This window comes from Cytobacillus sp. FSL R5-0569, from assembly GCF_038007265.1.
GTDB lineage: Bacteria > Bacillota > Bacilli > Bacillales > Cytobacillaceae > Cytobacillus > Cytobacillus kochii.
The window spans coordinates 1,726,744-1,744,842 of the sequence record NZ_JBBOWW010000001.1 but is presented as its reverse complement, the minus strand read 5'-3'; the positions used below and the strand labels follow the sequence as shown (position 1 = coordinate 1,744,842).

At 34.0% G+C, this 18,099-nt stretch carries 17 protein-coding genes; 8 read left to right on the top strand and 9 right to left on the bottom strand.

Translation table 11 applies throughout. The annotated features are described in order from the left end of the window. Positions 1-10: 10 nt before the first annotated feature. The 3 genes from ptsP to MKX78_RS09120 form a co-directional block, all read right to left on the bottom strand. Positions 11-1,729, bottom strand: coding sequence for a phosphoenolpyruvate--protein phosphotransferase (gene ptsP, locus MKX78_RS09130; protein ID WP_445662660.1), 1,719 nt, complete (start codon positions 1,727-1,729; stop codon positions 11-13). Next, positions 1,729-1,995, bottom strand: coding sequence for a phosphocarrier protein HPr (locus MKX78_RS09125; protein ID WP_095369710.1), 267 nt, complete (start codon positions 1,993-1,995; stop codon positions 1,729-1,731). Before MKX78_RS09125 ends, ptsP begins: the two co-directional genes overlap by 1 nt. Positions 1,996-2,106: 111 nt before the next feature. Further along, positions 2,107-2,301 (bottom strand): hypothetical protein, encoded by a 195-nt coding sequence (locus tag MKX78_RS09120; RefSeq protein WP_307314814.1) that lies wholly within the window; start codon positions 2,299-2,301, stop codon positions 2,107-2,109. A 248-nt stretch (positions 2,302-2,549) separates the two neighbouring features. On the opposite strand from MKX78_RS09120, the gene MKX78_RS09115 reads away from it, so the two are divergent. The 3 genes from MKX78_RS09115 to MKX78_RS09105 all read left to right on the top strand — a co-directional run bounded on the left by MKX78_RS09115 (position 2,550) and on the right by MKX78_RS09105 (position 4,486). Further along, a complete protein-coding gene (locus MKX78_RS09115) occupies positions 2,550-2,732 on the top strand; it encodes a YkvS family protein (protein ID WP_095369711.1) in 183 nt (60 codons plus the stop codon). Positions 2,733-3,074: 342 nt separating this feature from the next. Beyond that, positions 3,075-3,686, top strand: coding sequence for a CPBP family intramembrane glutamic endopeptidase (locus MKX78_RS09110; protein ID WP_341050658.1), 612 nt, complete (start codon positions 3,075-3,077; stop codon positions 3,684-3,686). A gap of 149 nt (positions 3,687-3,835) precedes the next feature. Next, entirely contained in the window at positions 3,836-4,486 is a 651-nt protein-coding gene (locus MKX78_RS09105; RefSeq protein ID WP_341050656.1) for a hypothetical protein, read from the top strand. A gap of 16 nt (positions 4,487-4,502) precedes the next feature. On the opposite strand, the gene MKX78_RS09100 is transcribed toward MKX78_RS09105, so the two are convergent. Beyond that, complete coding sequence (locus tag MKX78_RS09100) at positions 4,503-5,546, bottom strand: YkvI family membrane protein (protein ID WP_233435265.1); 1,044 nt, start codon at positions 5,544-5,546, stop codon at positions 4,503-4,505. A 185-nt stretch (positions 5,547-5,731) separates the two neighbouring features. On the opposite strand from MKX78_RS09100, the gene MKX78_RS09095 reads away from it, so the two are divergent. Beyond that, positions 5,732-7,873, top strand: a complete 2,142-nt coding sequence (locus MKX78_RS09095; RefSeq protein WP_341050654.1) for an ATP-dependent Clp protease ATP-binding subunit — start codon at positions 5,732-5,734, stop codon at positions 7,871-7,873. A 61-nt stretch (positions 7,874-7,934) separates the two neighbouring features. On the opposite strand, the gene MKX78_RS09090 is transcribed toward MKX78_RS09095, so the two are convergent. Both MKX78_RS09090 and MKX78_RS09085 read right to left on the bottom strand, forming a co-directional pair. Next, positions 7,935-9,629, bottom strand: a complete 1,695-nt coding sequence (locus tag MKX78_RS09090) for a M3 family oligoendopeptidase (protein WP_340974331.1) — start codon at positions 9,627-9,629, stop codon at positions 7,935-7,937. A 254-nt stretch (positions 9,630-9,883) separates the two neighbouring features. After that, positions 9,884-10,318: a MarR family winged helix-turn-helix transcriptional regulator gene (locus MKX78_RS09085; protein WP_095369716.1), complete on the bottom strand. Its 435-nt coding sequence runs from the start codon at positions 10,316-10,318 to the stop codon at positions 9,884-9,886. Positions 10,319-10,457: 139 nt separating this feature from the next. On the opposite strand from MKX78_RS09085, the gene MKX78_RS09080 reads away from it, so the two are divergent. The 3 genes from MKX78_RS09080 (at position 10,458) to MKX78_RS09070 (ending at position 14,456) form a co-directional block, all read left to right on the top strand. Further along, a complete protein-coding gene (locus MKX78_RS09080) occupies positions 10,458-11,954 on the top strand; it encodes an ATP-binding protein (RefSeq protein ID WP_341050651.1) in 1,497 nt (498 codons plus the stop codon). Between the two features lie 389 nt (positions 11,955-12,343). Continuing rightward, positions 12,344-13,567, top strand: a complete 1,224-nt coding sequence (locus tag MKX78_RS09075) for an MFS transporter (RefSeq protein WP_095369718.1) — start codon at positions 12,344-12,346, stop codon at positions 13,565-13,567. Positions 13,568-13,721: 154 nt separating this feature from the next. Next, on the top strand, positions 13,722-14,456 hold the full coding sequence (locus MKX78_RS09070; RefSeq protein WP_095369719.1) for a ZIP family metal transporter: 735 nt from the start codon (positions 13,722-13,724) through the stop codon (positions 14,454-14,456). 2 nt (positions 14,457-14,458) lie between these two features. Here the strand turns inward: MKX78_RS09070 and MKX78_RS24505 are convergent, their stop codons facing one another. Continuing rightward, positions 14,459-14,671, bottom strand: coding sequence for an aspartyl-phosphate phosphatase Spo0E family protein (locus tag MKX78_RS24505; protein ID WP_380043309.1), 213 nt, complete (start codon positions 14,669-14,671; stop codon positions 14,459-14,461). 277 nt (positions 14,672-14,948) lie between these two features. Between MKX78_RS24505 and MKX78_RS09065 the strand changes: the two genes are divergently transcribed. Further along, the gene (locus MKX78_RS09065; protein WP_095369721.1) at positions 14,949-15,737 is read left to right on the top strand and encodes a carbon-nitrogen family hydrolase; all 789 of its coding nucleotides are present in this window, start codon (positions 14,949-14,951) and stop codon (positions 15,735-15,737) included. A gap of 173 nt (positions 15,738-15,910) precedes the next feature. Here the strand turns inward: MKX78_RS09065 and MKX78_RS09060 are convergent, their stop codons facing one another. After that, entirely contained in the window at positions 15,911-16,492 is a 582-nt protein-coding gene (locus MKX78_RS09060; protein WP_224937820.1) for a DUF2087 domain-containing protein, read from the bottom strand. 122 nt (positions 16,493-16,614) lie between these two features. Further along, positions 16,615-18,066, bottom strand: coding sequence for a PAS domain-containing sensor histidine kinase (locus tag MKX78_RS09055; protein WP_095369723.1), 1,452 nt, complete (start codon positions 18,064-18,066; stop codon positions 16,615-16,617). Positions 18,067-18,099: the final 33 nt, after the last annotated feature.

The window sequence follows — 18,099 nt, the reverse complement described above, 5'->3', positions numbered from 1 at the left end:
AAACCATTTTTTATAACTTTTTATAGAAAAAATTTTCTAGTGCCGATTCAATTTCAACAGCATTCGGCAAATTAAGGAGAATATCTATTTTTTTCTCAATCTCTGCCTTATTTAACTTACGTATATGCGCTCTGGTCTTAATTATGGCTGCTGAGTGAACAGAGAACTCATCTAAGCCCATTCCCACTAATAATGGTATTGCGACCTCATTGCCCGCCATATCACCGCAAATACTGACGGATTTCCCTTCTTTATGGGCAGCATCAATGACATTTTTGATGAGTCGTAAAATAGCAGGGTGGTAAGGTTGATATAAATACGAAACCTGCTCATTAGATCGATCGGCAGCCAATGTATACTGAATGAGATCATTTGTACCAATACTGATAAAGTCAACTTCTTTTGCAAATGCCTCAATCATTAGTGCCGTAGCTGGAATTTCGACCATCATACCAAGTTCTATATGACCAATCTCTACCCCTTCTCCTATCAGTTTCTCACATTCTTCTTTGAACATAAGCTTGCCTTGTCTAAACTCTTCAATTACAGCAACCATAGGAAACATAATCTTTAATGTTCCAAACGCACTTGCCCTTATTAATGCGCGTAACTGTGTCCGTAGAATTGATTGTTCACCTAAACAGAAGCGTATTCCTCGTAGGCCTAAAAAAGGGTTCATTTCTTTTGATAATTTTAGATATGGCAGTTCTTTATCGCCACCGATATCAATAGTTCGAACAACTACCGGTTTGCCATCCATAGACTCTAGAACCGATTTATAAACGTGAAATTGTTCTTCCTCAGTCGGTAATTGCTTTTTTTCCATAAAAAGAAACTCGGTTCTAAATAAGCCGATTCCTTCTCCCCCATGCTCGATAACCCCTTTTGCTTCCTCCATACTACCGATATTTCCAACAATAGAGAAATATTGCTCATCGAGTGAAATCGTTCTTTCTTTTGCTAACCAAGATAGTTCGGACAAATCTCTTAAAGTCTGTTCCTGTTTCTTTTCATATTCTTCAATCAATTCAGGCGTCGGGTTAATATGAACGATACCAGTATACCCATCAACGACAAGTACATCACCATTCTCGATATCACCTAAGGCCGTTTTTGTACCCACAACAGAGGGAATATTAAGTGATTGGGCAATGAAGGCAGCGTGAGAGGTTTTACCTCCCACATTTGTCACTGCCCCTTTCACTTTGCTAGGATTCAAAAGTGCTGCGTCTGATGGTGTTAAATCCTCGGATACAATAATTACATTTTCCGTCACCATGGCTGGGTCAAAAACAGGTATCCCTAAAAGATGTGCCTGCAATCGATTGGCAACATCTTTAATGTCTGCTGCTCTTTCTTTTAAATACTCGTTCTCAGTTTGTAATAATAAATGAATATAGTGATCGGTTATTTCTTTCACAGCAAATTCTGCATTATACTGTTTCTTCATTATCCGATCTATCACTGGTTCAATTAATTCCGGATCCCTCAAAACAAGAAGATGTGCATCAAAAATTGTAGCATTTTCAATTCCTGCCTCGGTACTCGCATGCTCTTTAATTTGCTTTAATTCATCAACGGTTTTTTCGAGTGCTTCATAAAAAAGGTTAACTTCTATCGTACTGTTTTCGACCTTTTTACACTCGATCTTCACATCAATTGGCTCAAAGCGAAAAGCTTTTGCAATAGCGATTCCTTCTGATGCAGGTATCCCTTGTAAGAAAGCCATTATTCCGCAAGACCTTCTTCTTTAAGCATTGTAGCAAGTTGTTCAATAGCTGCCTCTTCATCGTTACCATCAACGATAATAGTAATTTCCGCACCTTTGCCAGCTGCTAATGCCATTACACCCATAATCGATTTTAGATTTACTTTTCTCTCTTTATACTCTAATTGAATATCTGAAGTAAATCTGCTCGCTGTTTGCACCAATTGTGTGGCTGGTCTAGCATGAATTCCTGTTGGTGAAGTTACAATAAATTTTTTCTCTATCATTTTCATCGATCTCCTTTTTCATCACTCTTATATGTAATATAGATATCCATTAGAATAACATATTTTTTAGGATTCTTTTACTATATCACATGTATAAAAAACAAACCTTTTTTAACTTCTAGGTTCAGTTAAATATTGATAAATAACATCCCCACCTCTTTGTGCAATTCCTCTAATGTATTTAAAATCTTCCCTTTTTACAATGACTGAGCGAAAAGTTAAAAAATCTTCTTTTTTCACATAGTACTCTTCAATCTCTTTGTTCTTTAATTTGTTTATGATTTCATCTATTGATGATGCATCCATATTATTCACCTCTGCTTCCTTCTATTTTATAAAAAAAATGCGCTCTTTTAAAGAGAATCAAATAGATTTAGGTTATATCTATAAATCAACGTAAGAACTATGGATGACAGCAAAGGTGGAAAATGTAGACGCGTCACACAAAAGGGTTTGTATTTTTCGTATTATTAGTGTAAATTCCTTTACGAATAAACAGTTTTAGTGCAAAATGGTTATTAACAAAAAATTTGGAAAGAAAAGGGGCAATTTATGTGAAAAAAGCTGAAGTTGGAAACATTATTGAATTTAGAGATGGCTTAAGAGGCATTGTCGAAAAAGTAAATGAGAACTCCGTCATCGTTGACTTGAGCTATATGGAAAACTACAGAGATTTAGAATTAGAACACAGGACAGTAGTAAATCATAAAAACTATAAAATTGTCCAAGAAAATTAATATAAATCCGAGAAATAACTATAAAATAATCGACATTTCAATAAAAAGAAAAGTCCGAACAAAGTGAATTCCTTCATAAGAATTCAGATTTGTTTGGATTTTTTTGTTTCTGCTACTCCTACATCAATGAAAGTTGCGATGCTAACATCTAGTTCCTTCAGACAGAATATATAGTTATCACCCATACCATCTCTCTACTCCAGTTCTACCTATATACTCAACCTTTTCTTTCTCTTTGACATATATTCGTCATAAATATAATCCTCAAATGAGATAATCATATTTTTTTTACTGCTTTTTTGATAGAATAATGATTGGCTTGCATGAAAGGGGTTATATGAAATGCGTAAGAATTTACCTGACATTCGCTTAATTGTCGGGATCGTCCTTGCACATGTACTAATGTATTTCACATTTGAGGACAAATCAATCTTCTGGTATATCTTTAGTGCCACCATGTTATTTCTTATTAGTTTTGCCATTATAAGTATAGAACTAGATCATCAAGAAACCTTTACCCAAAACTTATTATGGGGTACTTTATCAGGGGTTTTTCTATATGGCATTTTTTGGTTAGGTTATACAGGATTAAGTTTTATTGGCCTCTCGATCACAGAACCTGTTGCAAAGCTCTATAGTTATTATGGAGCTAAGAATATATGGCAGTATTTGTTATTAATATTTCTTTTCGCTCCAGGTGAAGAAATTTTCTGGCGTGGATTTGTACAAAAGAGGGTAATGAACTATACCAATGGTTTTCTTGCTGTTGGCATCTCTTCTATTCTTTTTGCTTCTGTACAGTTTTATTCAGGCTCATGGGCTCTGGTACTGGCAGCATTAATAGCAGGATTATATTGGGGAACCATTTACCTTTGGAAAAGAAGCATTGTTTTACTTATCACTTCACATATTATATTTTCCTTGCTCCTTTTTGTATTCTTTCCTCTAGTATAACCAGAAAGATTTTGTAAAATAGTCGTAAGCATATATTTACTATTTCTTAGCTATTAGCTCCATCCAAAATTATTAGAGGAAAATTGTAACAAGTACGCAGCATTTCTCGTCTAATGCTTTGATCACGTAACTTAGGGAGGAAATTTGTTTTGAAGAACTTTTTTAAATTGTTAACTGTTCCCTTAGCTATCTTTCTATTAGCAGCATGCGGAACATCAGAAACAGACAATGGCAATGGTGAAAATAATAATAGTAATCCACCAAATGAAGAAGTAGATGAAGATCAAAATCAAAATGAAAACAAAGAAGATAGCCAAAAAAGTGAAAATGAAATTCGCGTGATGGAGGAAAATTTATCATATGAAATAGACGGTGAAACAAAAGAAGAAACTGCTTTTCTTAAAGAAAGTGACAATCAAGCGTTTTCTTTACATGTTTTACCTGATTTCACCTTAACTGCAGAGGAACCAAATAAAGATATCCTTCATTTAAATGATCAATCTGAGGTGTTTATGCGAATTGAGGTACTTCCTGAAGAAGTAGACATGAAACAACTTGAGGAGAATACAATGATCCAACTTCAATCTGTTAACGAAGAAGTAGAGCATCCTTCTCTTCCTCAAGATGACTTTTTCAAAGATGCTGTTATGATGGAAGCTTCATCTGAAACCGATACAGTAACGGCATTTATTATCCACAATGATTCAGCCCAAGTAAAGCTGACTTTATTTAATAAGAATGAAGATACCAACTATAAAGATGCTTTTATAGAAATGGCAAAAACGATTCATACAAAATAATAAAAAAGAGACTGTCCTAGCTGTCAGTCTCTTTTTTCATCCATAATAAGATGATAAATGTTAAACTAATATAACCAAATAAAGGATATAAATAGGAAAGCAGTTCTCCATATTCAATGAATGAACCGAAATAGCAGATGGTAAAAATCCCAATCACTGTTACAACCGTAGGAATATTAAAATATTGCCGAATTTGCCTTTCCACTCCAAAAACGTTTCCAATTACTGAAGTAAATATTTCACCATAAATAACAAATACGAATATCCAATATATTGAAGACGCAAGTGACTTCATAATTGCTGCCATAGGGATTTCATAACTTTCTAAATTAGGAATATTCACCAATGACAAATGACTAGAAACTAAAATCATTGTTAGTGCAATCCCACCAAAATATCCTCCCCATTTAATCGTATGTATATCTTTAATATCCGAAGCAACTGGAACTAACACAGCTTGCGCTAACATTAAATTAAATGCGGCATACGTAAATGGAGATACAACTGATTTCCAACCATCCTCAGCAAAAGGAATATATAAAATATTTTCTAAAAAGAAAGGCTGTTGAATAGAGAAAAACAATAAGATGAAACTAAAACTGATCATCATAGGAACGACAACAACGTTTACGGCAAATAATCCTTTTATACCTACAAGCATTGTTATAATTGATAAAGCAATTGTAAATACCACACCAATTGATTTAGATAATCCTAGTTGTTCTTCAAACACAGCACCTGCACCTGAAAGCATAACAGCACAGACACCTAATAACATGATGAGCATTAATCCATTGATAATTAAACCAAAATGCTTTCCAAACAAATGTGTATTTAACTCTTGAAAAGATCTTGCATTTATTTTTGCAGCAATGATCATTAGTTTTGATCCTAAAAACACAAATATATATCCACTCATTAAAATCCCAATTAAACCAATAAAACCAAATCTCGAAAAGAATTCGACGATTTCCCTCCCAGTTGCAAACCCTGCGCCAACAACAGTCCCTACATAAACTGCTGCGATTTGAAAGGAAGCTCCCCAATTAATTTTCGTCAAGTCGATCTCCTCCTTCTCCACAATATATGTAAAGAAGGACAAACAAAGACGAGCTTTTTCTTACGGAATACCTTTTTTCTAATTTTAATAAAAAAGATAATCAAAATACTTGAAAGTCAAATAAGGTCAAAGTATACTGTATTCATAAGGTCAAAGTTAGTCAAAGTCAAAAGGAGGAAACTTTAATGAAATGTCAAGCATGCAAACAAAATGAAGCGAATGTCAATATGAGATATGCGATTAATGGTAAGGAGACAACCATTCGTCTTTGTCAAAGCTGTTACGAGAATGAAAAACAATCTCTTCCTGCCTTTGGTCCGACGATGAATGGTTTCTCAGGTTTTATACCATTCGATGATCTTTTTAAACAATTGACAAATGAGCAAAATGCTCATCATCAAAGTCAACAACCGAATGAACCATCTCAAAGAAAACAAAGTGGTAGTGGTGGATTCATTGATCAATTCGCTAAAAACTTAACGCAAATGGCTAGAACGGGTCTCATTGATCCCGTGATTGGTCGAGATAAAGAAATAGCACGAGTAATTGAAATACTAAATAGACGAAGTAAAAACAATCCAGTATTAATCGGTGAACCCGGTGTGGGGAAAACAGCTATCGCTGAGGGGTTTGCACTAAAAATAGCTAATAGTGATGTACCAAAGAAATTACTCAATAAAGAAGTTTACTTGTTAGATGTGGCCTCCCTTGTTTCGAATACAGGTATTAGAGGTCAATTTGAAGAAAGAATGAAACAACTAATAAATGAAGTACAAACACGAAAAAACATAATCCTTTTTATTGATGAAATCCATTTATTAGTTGGTGCGGGTTCAGCTGAAGGATCAATGGATGCTAGCAATATTTTAAAACCTGCACTAGCACGTGGTGAGATGCAATTAATTGGGGCAACTACACTTTCTGAATATAGAAAAATAGAAAAAGATGCAGCATTAGAAAGACGATTCCAACCAGTTCACGTCAAAGAACCAAGTTTAGAGGAAGCAAGACATATCCTCGAAGGATTAAAAGACAATTATGAAAGCTTCCATGATGTTATTTATACAGAGGAAGCCATCACAGCTTGTGTAGAACTATCGTCAAGATATATTCAAGACCGCTTCTTACCAGATAAAGCAATTGACCTTATGGATGAAGCTGGCTCAAAATTAAACCTAACATTAGGTGTTTCATCTGATGAGGATATTGAATTGCGTTTAAAAGAAATAGCAAAGCAAAAAGAACAGTTGCTTAAAGAAGAAAGGTATGAAGAAGCAGCTCAATTAAGAGATAAAGAAACAGAATTGGAGAAGGCTCTTGGTTCAAACACAAGAGAAAGAGCGAAAGTAGAAGTCGAACATATCCAAAAAATCATTGAAGATAAAACCGGTATACCAATCGGAAAATTAATGACAGATGAACAATCTAAGATGAAACATTTACAAGAAAATCTAAACCGTAAAGTTATTGGCCAAGAAGTAGCAGTCGAAAAAGTAGCAAAAGCTATTAGAAGAAGTCGTGCAGGTCTTAAATCTAAACATCGACCTATCGGATCGTTTTTATTTGTCGGACCAACAGGTGTTGGTAAAACAGAATTAACGAAAACATTATCTGAAGAATTATTCGGTACAAAAGAATCTATGATAAGACTTGATATGAGTGAATATATGGAAAAACATAGTGTAGCGAAAATTATTGGTTCTCCTCCAGGATATGTTGGTCATGAAGAAGCAGGACAATTAACAGAGAAAGTACGTAGAAATCCGTATAGCATTATCCTATTAGATGAGATTGAAAAAGCACATCCCGATGTGCAGCACCTTTTTCTACAAATACTTGAAGATGGTCGCTTAACAGATAGTCAAGGTAGGACTGTACACTTTAACGAAACCGTTATTATTATGACAAGTAACGCCGGTGTTCAAACAAAAGAAGTCCAAGTCGGCTTTGCAACGGATAACAACGCTTGGAATGAAGCAAGTATACTCGACTCATTAGGACAATTCTTTAAACCTGAATTTCTAAACAGAGTTGACAATATTGTTGAATTTAAATCATTAACCAAAGAGCATCTTCTTATTATCACTGATTTACTATTAGAAGAATTGAATTTAATCTTAGCACAATCTAATATACACCTAAGTGTGACAGATGAGGTAAAAGCAAAATTGGCACAATTAGGTTATCACCCTGCATTCGGTGCCCGCCCTCTCAGAAGGGTCATTCAGGAACAATTAGAAGATAAGATTGCAGACAAAATTATTGATGAGGAAGAACAAAGCGAATTAACCGCAGTTTTAAAAGAAGATATGATTGTCATTCGATAAAAGGATAAATTACATCAAAAAAGGAGAGGTTTGTTGCCTCTCCTTTTTTCCACATCATTCTTTAAAGTTTTTTATCATCGACTTGATTCAGCCACTTCTCAATTGATCCAACAACGGATTCTACACAACCATCTTCAAAAGGAGAAATCAGATTTGCTTCAGATACTAATCCTGTAAATGATTGGCTACCGCCAAGTTTACATAAATGAAGATAATCATTCCAAGCTTCTTCATGGTTCTCTTGTGATTTTTGCCAAAATTGAAAGGCACAAATTTGCGCCAACGTGTAATCTATATAATAAAATGGCGAGCTATAAATATGGCCCTGTCTTTGCCAATAACCGCCTCTTTCTAGATACTCGTTGTCTTCATAATCTTTATAAGGCATATACTTTTTCTCAATCTTTCTCCATGCTGCTTTTCTTTCCGCTGGAGTAGCTTGATAGTTTTCATAAACCCAATGCTGAAATTCATCAACAGCTACGCCATAAGGCAAGAAAATTAGGGCACTGCTTAAATGGGCAAAGCGATATTTGTCTCCATCTTCTTTAAAAAACGTATCCATCCATGGCCAAGTGAAAAACTCCATACTCATTGAATGTATCTCTGCCGCTTCATGTGTTGGCCATATATATTCAGGAATCTCAAAACCTTTGCTTGCGTAAACTTGAAAAGCGTGACCTGCTTCATGTGTTAAAACATCAATATCCCCTGATGTCCCATTAAAATTAGAGAAGATAAATGGTGCTTGGTAATCCTCAATAAATGTACAATAGCCTCCACTTTCTTTCCCCTTCTTCGCGAGTAAGTCCATTAATTCATTATCAATCATGAAATCAAAAAATTCGCCTGTCTCTGGTGAAAGTTCTTGATACATCGTTTGCCCTTTATTAATAATCCAATCGGAAGAGCCTTTAGGCATTGGATTGCCAGAAAGAAAATTAAACGGTTCATCAAAATACTTTAATGAATCCACGTCAATTCTTACGCGCTGTCTTTCTTTTAATTTAGCGACCATCGGGACAATAAACTCTTCCACTTGTTTTCTAAACTTTGCAACCATATTGGCATCATATCCAATTCTAAGCATTCGATAATACCCTAGTTCAACAAAGTTTTCATACCCTAATTGATGAGCAATCTCTGTTCTTATTTTAACTAAGTCATCATAGATTTGGTCTAGTTTATGTTCGTTATCCGCCAAAAATTGGAACTTAGCCGCACTCGCTTCTTTCCTTAGTTGGCGGTCTTTCGATTCTATGTATGGATCTAGCTGCGCTAATGTTAATTCTTTGCCATCAAAATTTATTTTTGCGGAAGCGATCAACTTATTATAATCACTTGTCAGTTTATTTTCCTTTTGTAGTAATGGTACAATTACCGGCTTGAAAGTTTTCAATTCACTATCAGCTAAAGCAAATAACTGTTTGCCCCATTTGTTTTCGAGCTCTTCGCGAAACTTAGATTGCACTAGTGCTTCGTAAAATTGTGTACTAAGTCCTTCTATCTCTGGGCCTATCTCATCTGTATAATCTTGTTCTTGTTGATAAAATTGATCATTCGTATCAATCGAATGCCTGATCATAACCAAATTTAACATCGTATACAATTTATTTCGTATACGATTAATCTTTTTCATCGCTTCTATTTGTTCCTCAGCTGTTTTTGCTTGTTTAAATGCCAGTAGTGCAGCATCAAATTGAACTTTTGCTTTGTCCATTTGCGGCCTTTTGTATTCATATTCAGGAAATTTCATTCCCTACACCTCCAAGTAATAATCGCTAATTTGTATGTTTTTCATGAAGAAAAAAATTTTAAGCAAGTTAACTCTTTCTATAATAGATTATAAAATCCTGCATATTTATTATTAAATTATGCTCAGGACTTAAGTAGCGACCAACAATGATTAAATTTAATTAGAAATTTTCAATTTTCTTTTAACATAGAATTACTTCACTAAAGTTCACAACTCTATAATAAAAGAAAAAAACGATTCTGTATGAACCGTTTTTATCGATTACTAATAGATAACCCGAGTTTTTTTATTAATTTTATAGCTGTCTCTTTTTCTTCTGCATCTAATTCACTCATTAATTCATGAATATACTCTTCGTGGCCTGGAAATACGTCTTCAATAAACGCCTTACCATCTTCCGATATTTCAGCATAAGTCACTCTTCGATCATTCGGGCATGCAACTCTTCGCAAATACCCTTTACTTTCTAATTTGTCAACTACATACGTAATACTTCCACTAGCAAGCAAAATTTTACCACCTATTTGCTGTAAAGGTTGATTACCTTTATGATATAGTAATTCTAGTACAGCAAATTCAGTTGGATTTAATCCATAGGTTTGAATTTTACGATTAACAATTTCATTAATCGCTCTATTCGCTCTTGAAAGCACAATATATAGTTTGAGTGATTGGCTAGATTCTGTCATGTCTCCAATCCTCCTAAAATAATTTAAAATAGAGATTATTGAATTCAAACTAATTATAAGTAACGAACAGCATACTGTCAATTTCTATATTTTTACTAAAAATACTCATGGATCCGATTTTATGGAGAAGAAAAAGAAAATGAAAAGAAAGAATAATTATTTCCTATATGTAATTATAGTTATTATGCCGTCTATTCTAGGAATGCTTACTATTTATCATTATGTAACAGACCGTGATGAAACAGAAAGATTAAATGACGCAAAGTGGATTGCAACCATTCATCAAAAAAACTGGGATCAATTCATCTCTGAAACAGTTACCACATTAGATATTTTAGCATTATCAATTGACGCTCAAAATGATATGGAAACTGTTCGTGAAGTAGTAAGAAGCACACAATTAACTGACATGAGATATGGCAGTATGTTTCTCCTTGACGCAACAGGTACCTTCGAAACAGGAACATCAGAATTATTAAAGGATCATGACTTTAATAATGATCCGTATATCCAAGAAATTATGCGCACGAATGATTTAATTATATCCGAAGAAGTGGAAACATTAACACCTGAACAACAGGTCATCGGGATTGCAAGCCCTATTCTCGATGTTAATTTCCAACTAGAAAGAATTGTAGGTGCACATTTAAGAGTAGATTACATGCAAAATATTATGAGGATGCTTACTCCTGATGCTTCCATCTCCATTACGAACTCTAGTGGTAAGCAAATAATGAATATGAATGGTGGTATAGGTAAGAATGATCAAGTTTATACTTTACCAATTGATCGTCTACCTTGGAATATTGAAGTGAGTGTTTCAGATGTCGCTAGCGGTAATTTACTTAAGCGTACAGCAATCTTCTTCTTTCCCCTTTTTATATTACTTCATATTTTCTTTTTCTTTATAAAATATTTCATGTTAAAAAAACATGCCAAAAATGCTGAGAAAGAAAATGAAATACAGAAACTAGAGCTAGTCGGAAATTTAGCTGCAAGTACAGCCCATGAAATCAGGAATCCACTTACTGGTGTGAAAGGTTTAATCCAATTATTATCAGAGAAACATAAACAAGAAGAAGATCAGTATTATTTCTCTATTATAAATAATGAAATCAGTCGTATCAATGAAATCGTTAGTGAGTTTCTTATTCTTGGGAAACCGACAATTGAAAAGAAAGAACATATTTATGTACAAGACATTATACGTGAACTAGAACCACTTATTAAATCTGAAGCCAACTTAGCCAATATCCACTATGAAGATTCTTTACCAGAAGAACCCGTAGGAATATATTGCAACAAAGATCAAATGAAGCAAGTGTTTTTAAATATCGCCAAAAATGCTCTTGAGTCAATGAGTAGTAATGGATATTTGTCTATATCTCTCACAACAAGCGCTCATCATTGTTATCTCACCATTAAGGATACTGGAGTAGGTATACCAAAGAAAGAGATGGACAGAATCTTTGAACCTTTTTACACTTCTAAAGATTATGGTACAGGTCTTGGACTTGTTGTATGCAAAAGGATTGTCGAAGCAAATAAGGGAGAAATCACAATCGAAAGTAGTGCTTCTAACGGTACAGTTGTGACGATCATTTTACCGCTAGATTCTCATTCATTTGATTCATAAACATATCAATCATAAGGGAAGCCTTATAAAAGATTTGCTTCCCTTATAAGATGGATATGTTTCCTTCTGCTGGAAAGGCTAATAAAAAAGGAATTAACCTATATTTTTTCCATTTCCTACTTTTTGTTTTTTATATGATAGCTAAATGTCATAGGATTCGACTAAGTTCTAACATACGTAGTCTTTCAAGCAATAAGAAATAAAAAAGGATGAAAAATAGTTGTATTTCACATACAACTAATGTTTGAGGATAGAAGTACAAATGGTAACTGAAAAGGATGTCTTTTAGAATATTTCAATTTTTTTAAAGAAAGACTTGATTTTTGTTCATTTAACTCCAATAATTATTTCGTATATTGAATTATTATTACATAAAAGGAGTCCTTCCAATGAGCCAAGCTATTTCTCTTAAAGCCCTTCCTAAACAAGGAAATACTAGCTATCGTATTTTATTTATTATTGGGCTTTGTCATTTGCTAAATGACGCCATTCAGGCGATAATCCCCGCAATGTTCCCTATTTTAGAAAGATCAATGGGACTAAGTTTCACCCAATTAGGGATGATTGCATTTGCATTAAATATTGTTTCGTCTGTTCTTCAACCTGTTATTGGCAACATGACAGACAAAAAACCAATGCCTTTTGCCTTACCCATTGGGTTAACCATTACTTTATTCGGTATCATTGGACTGGCTTTTGCGCCTAAGTATGAATGGATTATCATTTCCGTCATATTTATAGGATTAGGATCTGCTATTTTTCATCCTGAGGGCTCAAGAGTTGCTTACATGGCCGCTGGTCCAAGAAGAGGATTAGCCCAATCCATTTATCAAGTTGGTGGAAATAGCGGTCAATCGCTAGCCCCATTAATTACCGCCTTGGTACTCGTTCCTTTTGGACAAAAAGGAGCTTTATGGTTTACTATTGCCGCTTTTTTAGCTGTTTGTTTTCTCGCCTATATTGCCATTTGGTATGCTAAAAATCTAAGATTGCAAGCAGCTAATAAAAAGGCAAAGAAAAAGGTAGCTGCACATAAACCACTTACTAAATCAGTAAAAATAGCATTAGCTATTGTGCTCATTCTTATTTTTGCCCGATCTTGGTATGTTTCTGGGATGACAAACTTTTATGCCTTTTACGCAATTGAGAATTATGAATTCTCTATCAGCGGCGCACAAACAATGCTATTTGTATTTTTATTAGCTGGTGCTATTGGTACCTTCTTCGGAGGACCTTTAGCAGATAAATTTGGACGTAAGACAGTTATATTTTTATCATTGGCCCTATCTTGTCCATTTTCCATACTCATTCCATTTGTGCCAGCTAGTATTGCGTTTGTATTTTTGGCACTTACAGGCTTTATACTGATGCTTAGCTTTTCTGTAACAGTTGTCTATGCACAAGAATTAGTACCTGGTAAAATCGGTATGATGTCTGGCTTAACAGTTGGATTTGCATTTGGAATGGGTGCAATTGGATCGATTGCATTAGGTTATTTAAGTGACTGGGTTGGTATAAACCAGACGATGATGTTCACTGGGTTACTTCCTTTAATCGGGTTCCTCACCCTATCATTACCATCAGATCAAAAAATTGCTGAATGGAATGAATGATTAATGAATGTTAGTTACTATTCATAATTGACATTAAAGAAGAGGTCACATTTTTTATATGACCTCTTTCCTTAATTATGCATATACTAGGCTAAATGATTACTGCATCTTATTGATAAAAATCAGGGATGATTCTAAAGAGGTGATTTATAAAATGACAGAAGTGCTATATGGAACAATCCTTTCAGCTATGTCTACAGGACTTGGTGCATTGATTATTTTGTTTATTGGCCAATCGATGACACATAAATGGCGTGATATATTACTCGCATTTACTGCAGGTATTATGATGGCTGCTTCAACAATGAGTCTTATTCCAGAGGCATTAAATGCAGGAGGGTTTTTACCATTAGTCGTAGGAATTTTTCTAGGGGTTTTAACTTTAACATTGCTAGAAAAAAACATTCCACATATTGACATCGCTCATAACAAAAAAGGGATTGAATTTGATGAAAAAGCGATGTTAATTGTTGCTGCTATTACACTTCATAACATTCCAGAAGGACTTTCTGTTGGTGTTAGTTATGCGTCCGAAAACGGAGGAGACACTGGTAATTTAATTGCATTTGCCATTGGTTTGCAAAATGCACCTGAAGGATTCTTAGTTGCTTTATTTTTGGTCAACCAAAAAATTAGTAGACTTAAAGCATTTATTGTTGCCACTTTAACAGGTACAATTGAAATTTTCACAGGCTTATTAGGATTTTATTTAACCTCTTATGTTGCTTCACTTGTCCCTTATGGGCTCTCATTTGCCGCAGGAGCCATGCTATTTATTATTTATAAGGAATTAATCCCAGAGAGCCATGGAGATGGTCATGAAAGAACATCTACCTATTCTTTTATCATTGGTTTACTTTTCATGATCTTATTAATTGACCTTTTTTAATTTCATACAGCTTTGGTTTTTATATTTACATGGTATTGTTTAATATTCAACTTAAATTCTCGGGTCCTACGGGGCTCGGAGTTTATTTTTGCCTTCTGATATTCATATATAAGCATGTCTAGTTCCTGACTATGCTGGATAGTTAATTTGTCATTAATACCTACTTTCCACGCACATTTCATCATAATTTCTCTTTTCATTTGAATCTTGTCCAATAATTCCCTTTGATTTAACTTCAACTTTTCTCCTCCTAAATTTGTCCTGCTTTCGATTATTTTTTGTCTACTTGAGAAATTATTACAAGAATTTTTATAAAAGTAAATAGATTCGCAAAATAAGACAATCTTTTTTTATATCAACATGATTCGACACTTTCTGAGAATAGTTTGCATTACTTTTCGACAAGTACTTAAAATCATTAACAGTAGTAAACTTTTTAAAAATCGTATATATTTAAAGTATAAATAAGATTGAATTAAGGGAGTTTTAACGATGAAATTACATATTGCTTGTATACAGATGGATATACAATTTGGCCATCCTGAAGAAAACTATAAGCACGTAGAAATAAAAGTAAAGGAAGCTTGTGAAGTTCAACCATATCCAGATATTATTGTCCTACCAGAAATGTGGACAACTGGATATGATCTAGAAAATTTGTCGTCCACTGCTGATGTTAAAGGTGAAAAAACAATTGAATTCTTAAAAAACTTAGCAAAAAAATATCAAGTCCATATCGTAGGCGGATCAGTTGCTACTAAGCGTGATAAGGAATACTTTAATACGATGATTTCAGTTGATAAAAACGGAGAATTGCTACAAGAATATCATAAAATGCACTTATTTAAATTAATGGATGAACATAAATTTTTATCTGCGGGAGAAGAAAAAGGCAGCTTTAATATTAATGGTGAGAAAGTAGCCGGTATGATTTGTTACGATATTCGTTTCCCTGAATGGTTTCGAGCACATACATTAAACGGGACCAAAGCTATTTTTGTTGTAGCAGAATGGCCAAAACCAAGAGTCGATCATTGGCAAACATTATTAAGGGCAAGAGCGATTGAAAACCAATGTTATGTGATTGCTTGTAACCGTGTAGGGCAGGATCCTAATAATAGATTCGCTGGACACTCGATGATCATTGATCCTTGGGGGGAAGTTCTCGAAAGTGGTACGGAAAAAGAGGAGATTGTCACAGCGACGATTGATCTTTCGGAGGTTGATCGTGTCAGGAAAACCATCCCTGTTTTCGATGATCGCAAACCTGAATTTTATTAATATTTTCAAGAAATACATGACTAGCTAAAATCAAATACGAGCAAATACTGTTATATATCTGTCAGCATTTGCTCGTATTTTTTAGAGCCAAATTAGGTTCGCAGCTTCTTTTATACTTGGCCAACCAGCACTCACAACAGTGGATTTTGCCGTCTAAAGTAGGCCAACTACTACTATTCTATTTTCGCCCACATTTCTGGTGGATTTACTTCATAGATCCCATTCTCGCGATACATATATTGATTCGTAATAAATTCCCTTCTAATCGTGGCAAAGTCATCATGAAAATTTTTAATATATTCATTTATCTCTTTCTCTTCATATTTCACACCTTTTTTCAACCCTTTTACCATATGTTCAAAAATGATAAGCTTTTTCTTTCTTTGAGCAGGAATAGATTTTAATTTTCCATCAGTTTGAATAAAAGCGTCTAGTACTTTCTTTCTATATGCGTTGTCTTGCTCCATTTCTTCTAACTCCTCCTTTTGGCTAATGATTTTCTCTAATGTAACAGCTTGATGAAGAATAATCTTTTCGTTTAAATAATAATAGACCGTATTTTTTTCTCTTCTTGTATAAACTAAATTAATATCCCTTAATTTATGAAGGTGATGTGTAATCGTTGGTGGTGTTAATCCTAACTTTCCTGCTATTGCTTGTCCGTGTAATGGCCCTTTTGATAACAAATAAACAATTCTTATTCTCGTTGGATCGCCCATGGTTTTATGAAAAGCAACAATGCGGTTTAATTGCATAATCCTTCACTCCTTTTCTTAACAACAGTTATGAATAAATCCATTTTAACATATATCTAATTAGATATATATCTAATTTTGAAACATAAATTACATTCTTCCTACTTATATTTTTAAAAAAATTAATTATTCATAGGAAGAATAATATGAAAAGTTGTTCCTACTCCCTCACTACTTTCCACTTGTACTGCCCCATTATGTTCATCAACAATCTTATATGAAACCATTAATCCAAGACCATTTCCCCTTTCTTTTGTAGTATAAAATGGCTGTCCTAGCTTTTCTAACTTATCCTGTGGTATTCCTCCACCTTCATCCTGAATTGAAATTCTTACAGTTTGATCCTCAAGACGTTTAATGGTAATTGTGATATATCCACCATCCGGCATTACTTCAATTGCATTCTTTATAATATTTATAAAAACTTTTTTTAGTTGGTTTCCTTCGCACATCATTTTTGGTAAACCATATTCATAATAAGTACGGAATTGGATATTATTCAGTAGGGCCTGAGCATTTAATAACTTAACCGTTTCGCGCATAATGTTAATTATGTCATTCTCCATATATCTCACGGCCTGTGGTTTTGCTAAAAAAAGAAATTCATTAATAATAGAATCGATTCTTGCGAGTTCCGTTGAAATAATATTAAAATACATATCATGATCAGATTCTTTTTTTAATGAGTTCTCAAGCAATTGTATAAATCCTTTTACTGCAGTCATTGGATTGCGCACCTCATGAGCAATACCTGCAGCAAGTTGTCCTAATACATTCAGTGTATCAGACTTTCTTAATCTTTCTTCCATTTCGACTTTATCCGTTATATCCTTAAATGTAGAAATTGTAAACTCTGAAAACAAATTATAGTTAACTAAATACTCAAATAATTTATTTTCATTTCCCTTACCTTGTAGTTGTATCCTTCCTTCATAAGAACCGTTCATTGTTATTTGTGTGATGATCTCTCTCATTTCATCTAAATTCCCAGAAAATCTAGCCATCATATGTTTTAACGACTTTCCGATTAATTCTTCACGACTTGCCCCTAATATTTTCTCTCCAGAAGGGTTAACGTCTTGTACCACTCCCTCGTTATCCCATAAAATGATACCTTCAAGTGTACCCTCGAATACTCTTCTAAACTTCAATTCACTCTTTCTTAACTCTTGTTCCATTTGGTTTCGCTCACTCACATTACGAAAAATACCCATATGAAAACCAGTGTAAGATTGTAATTTCATTGTAAATTCTAAAATCTTAGATTGTCCGTTAGGCATAAAGAATAGAATTTCATCTCTTATTGCCCCTCTTTTATATAATACATTTAGGATTTCCTTGTACTTTTTATCTTTATCGACAACAAAATCTTCAATCTTACATTTTGTAATTTCATTATATGAAGTTTCAAATATTCGACACGCTGATTCATTCGCATGTACAATATTACCACCATCCTCCCATAGGATGATTCCATCTATGGCTTCCATAAAGAGCTCTGAATAGATTCCTTCATCATTTGAGAGCTTTTCTAACAACTTTTGTCTTTCAAAAGAACTATTCGATGTTGGCAAACTACCTTACCCCCTAAAACAAATTATTCTACC

Bases quoted from the DNA above. Each gene is read 5' to 3' on its own strand.
- ptsP (WP_445662660.1), bottom strand. From the start codon at position 1,729: ATGGCTTTCTTACAAGGGATACCTGCATCAGAAGGAATCGCTATTGCA.
- MKX78_RS09125 (WP_095369710.1), bottom strand. From the start codon at position 1,995: ATGATAGAGAAAAAATTTATTGTAACTTCACCAACAGGAATTCATGCT.
- MKX78_RS09120 (WP_307314814.1), bottom strand. From the start codon at position 2,301: ATGGATGCATCATCAATAGATGAAATCATAAACAAATTAAAGAACAAA.
- MKX78_RS09110 (WP_341050658.1), top strand. From the start codon at position 3,075: ATGCGTAAGAATTTACCTGACATTCGCTTAATTGTCGGGATCGTCCTT.
- MKX78_RS09095 (WP_341050654.1), top strand. From the start codon at position 5,732: ATGAAATGTCAAGCATGCAAACAAAATGAAGCGAATGTCAATATGAGA.
- MKX78_RS09090 (WP_340974331.1), bottom strand. From the start codon at position 9,629: ATGAAATTTCCTGAATATGAATACAAAAGGCCGCAAATGGACAAAGCA.
- MKX78_RS09085 (WP_095369716.1), bottom strand. From the start codon at position 10,318: ATGACAGAATCTAGCCAATCACTCAAACTATATATTGTGCTTTCAAGA.
- MKX78_RS09080 (WP_341050651.1), top strand. From the start codon at position 10,458: ATGAAAAGAAAGAATAATTATTTCCTATATGTAATTATAGTTATTATG.
- MKX78_RS09075 (WP_095369718.1), top strand. From the start codon at position 12,344: ATGAGCCAAGCTATTTCTCTTAAAGCCCTTCCTAAACAAGGAAATACT.
- MKX78_RS09070 (WP_095369719.1), top strand. From the start codon at position 13,722: ATGACAGAAGTGCTATATGGAACAATCCTTTCAGCTATGTCTACAGGA.
- MKX78_RS09065 (WP_095369721.1), top strand. From the start codon at position 14,949: ATGAAATTACATATTGCTTGTATACAGATGGATATACAATTTGGCCAT.
- MKX78_RS09060 (WP_224937820.1), bottom strand. From the start codon at position 16,492: ATGCAATTAAACCGCATTGTTGCTTTTCATAAAACCATGGGCGATCCA.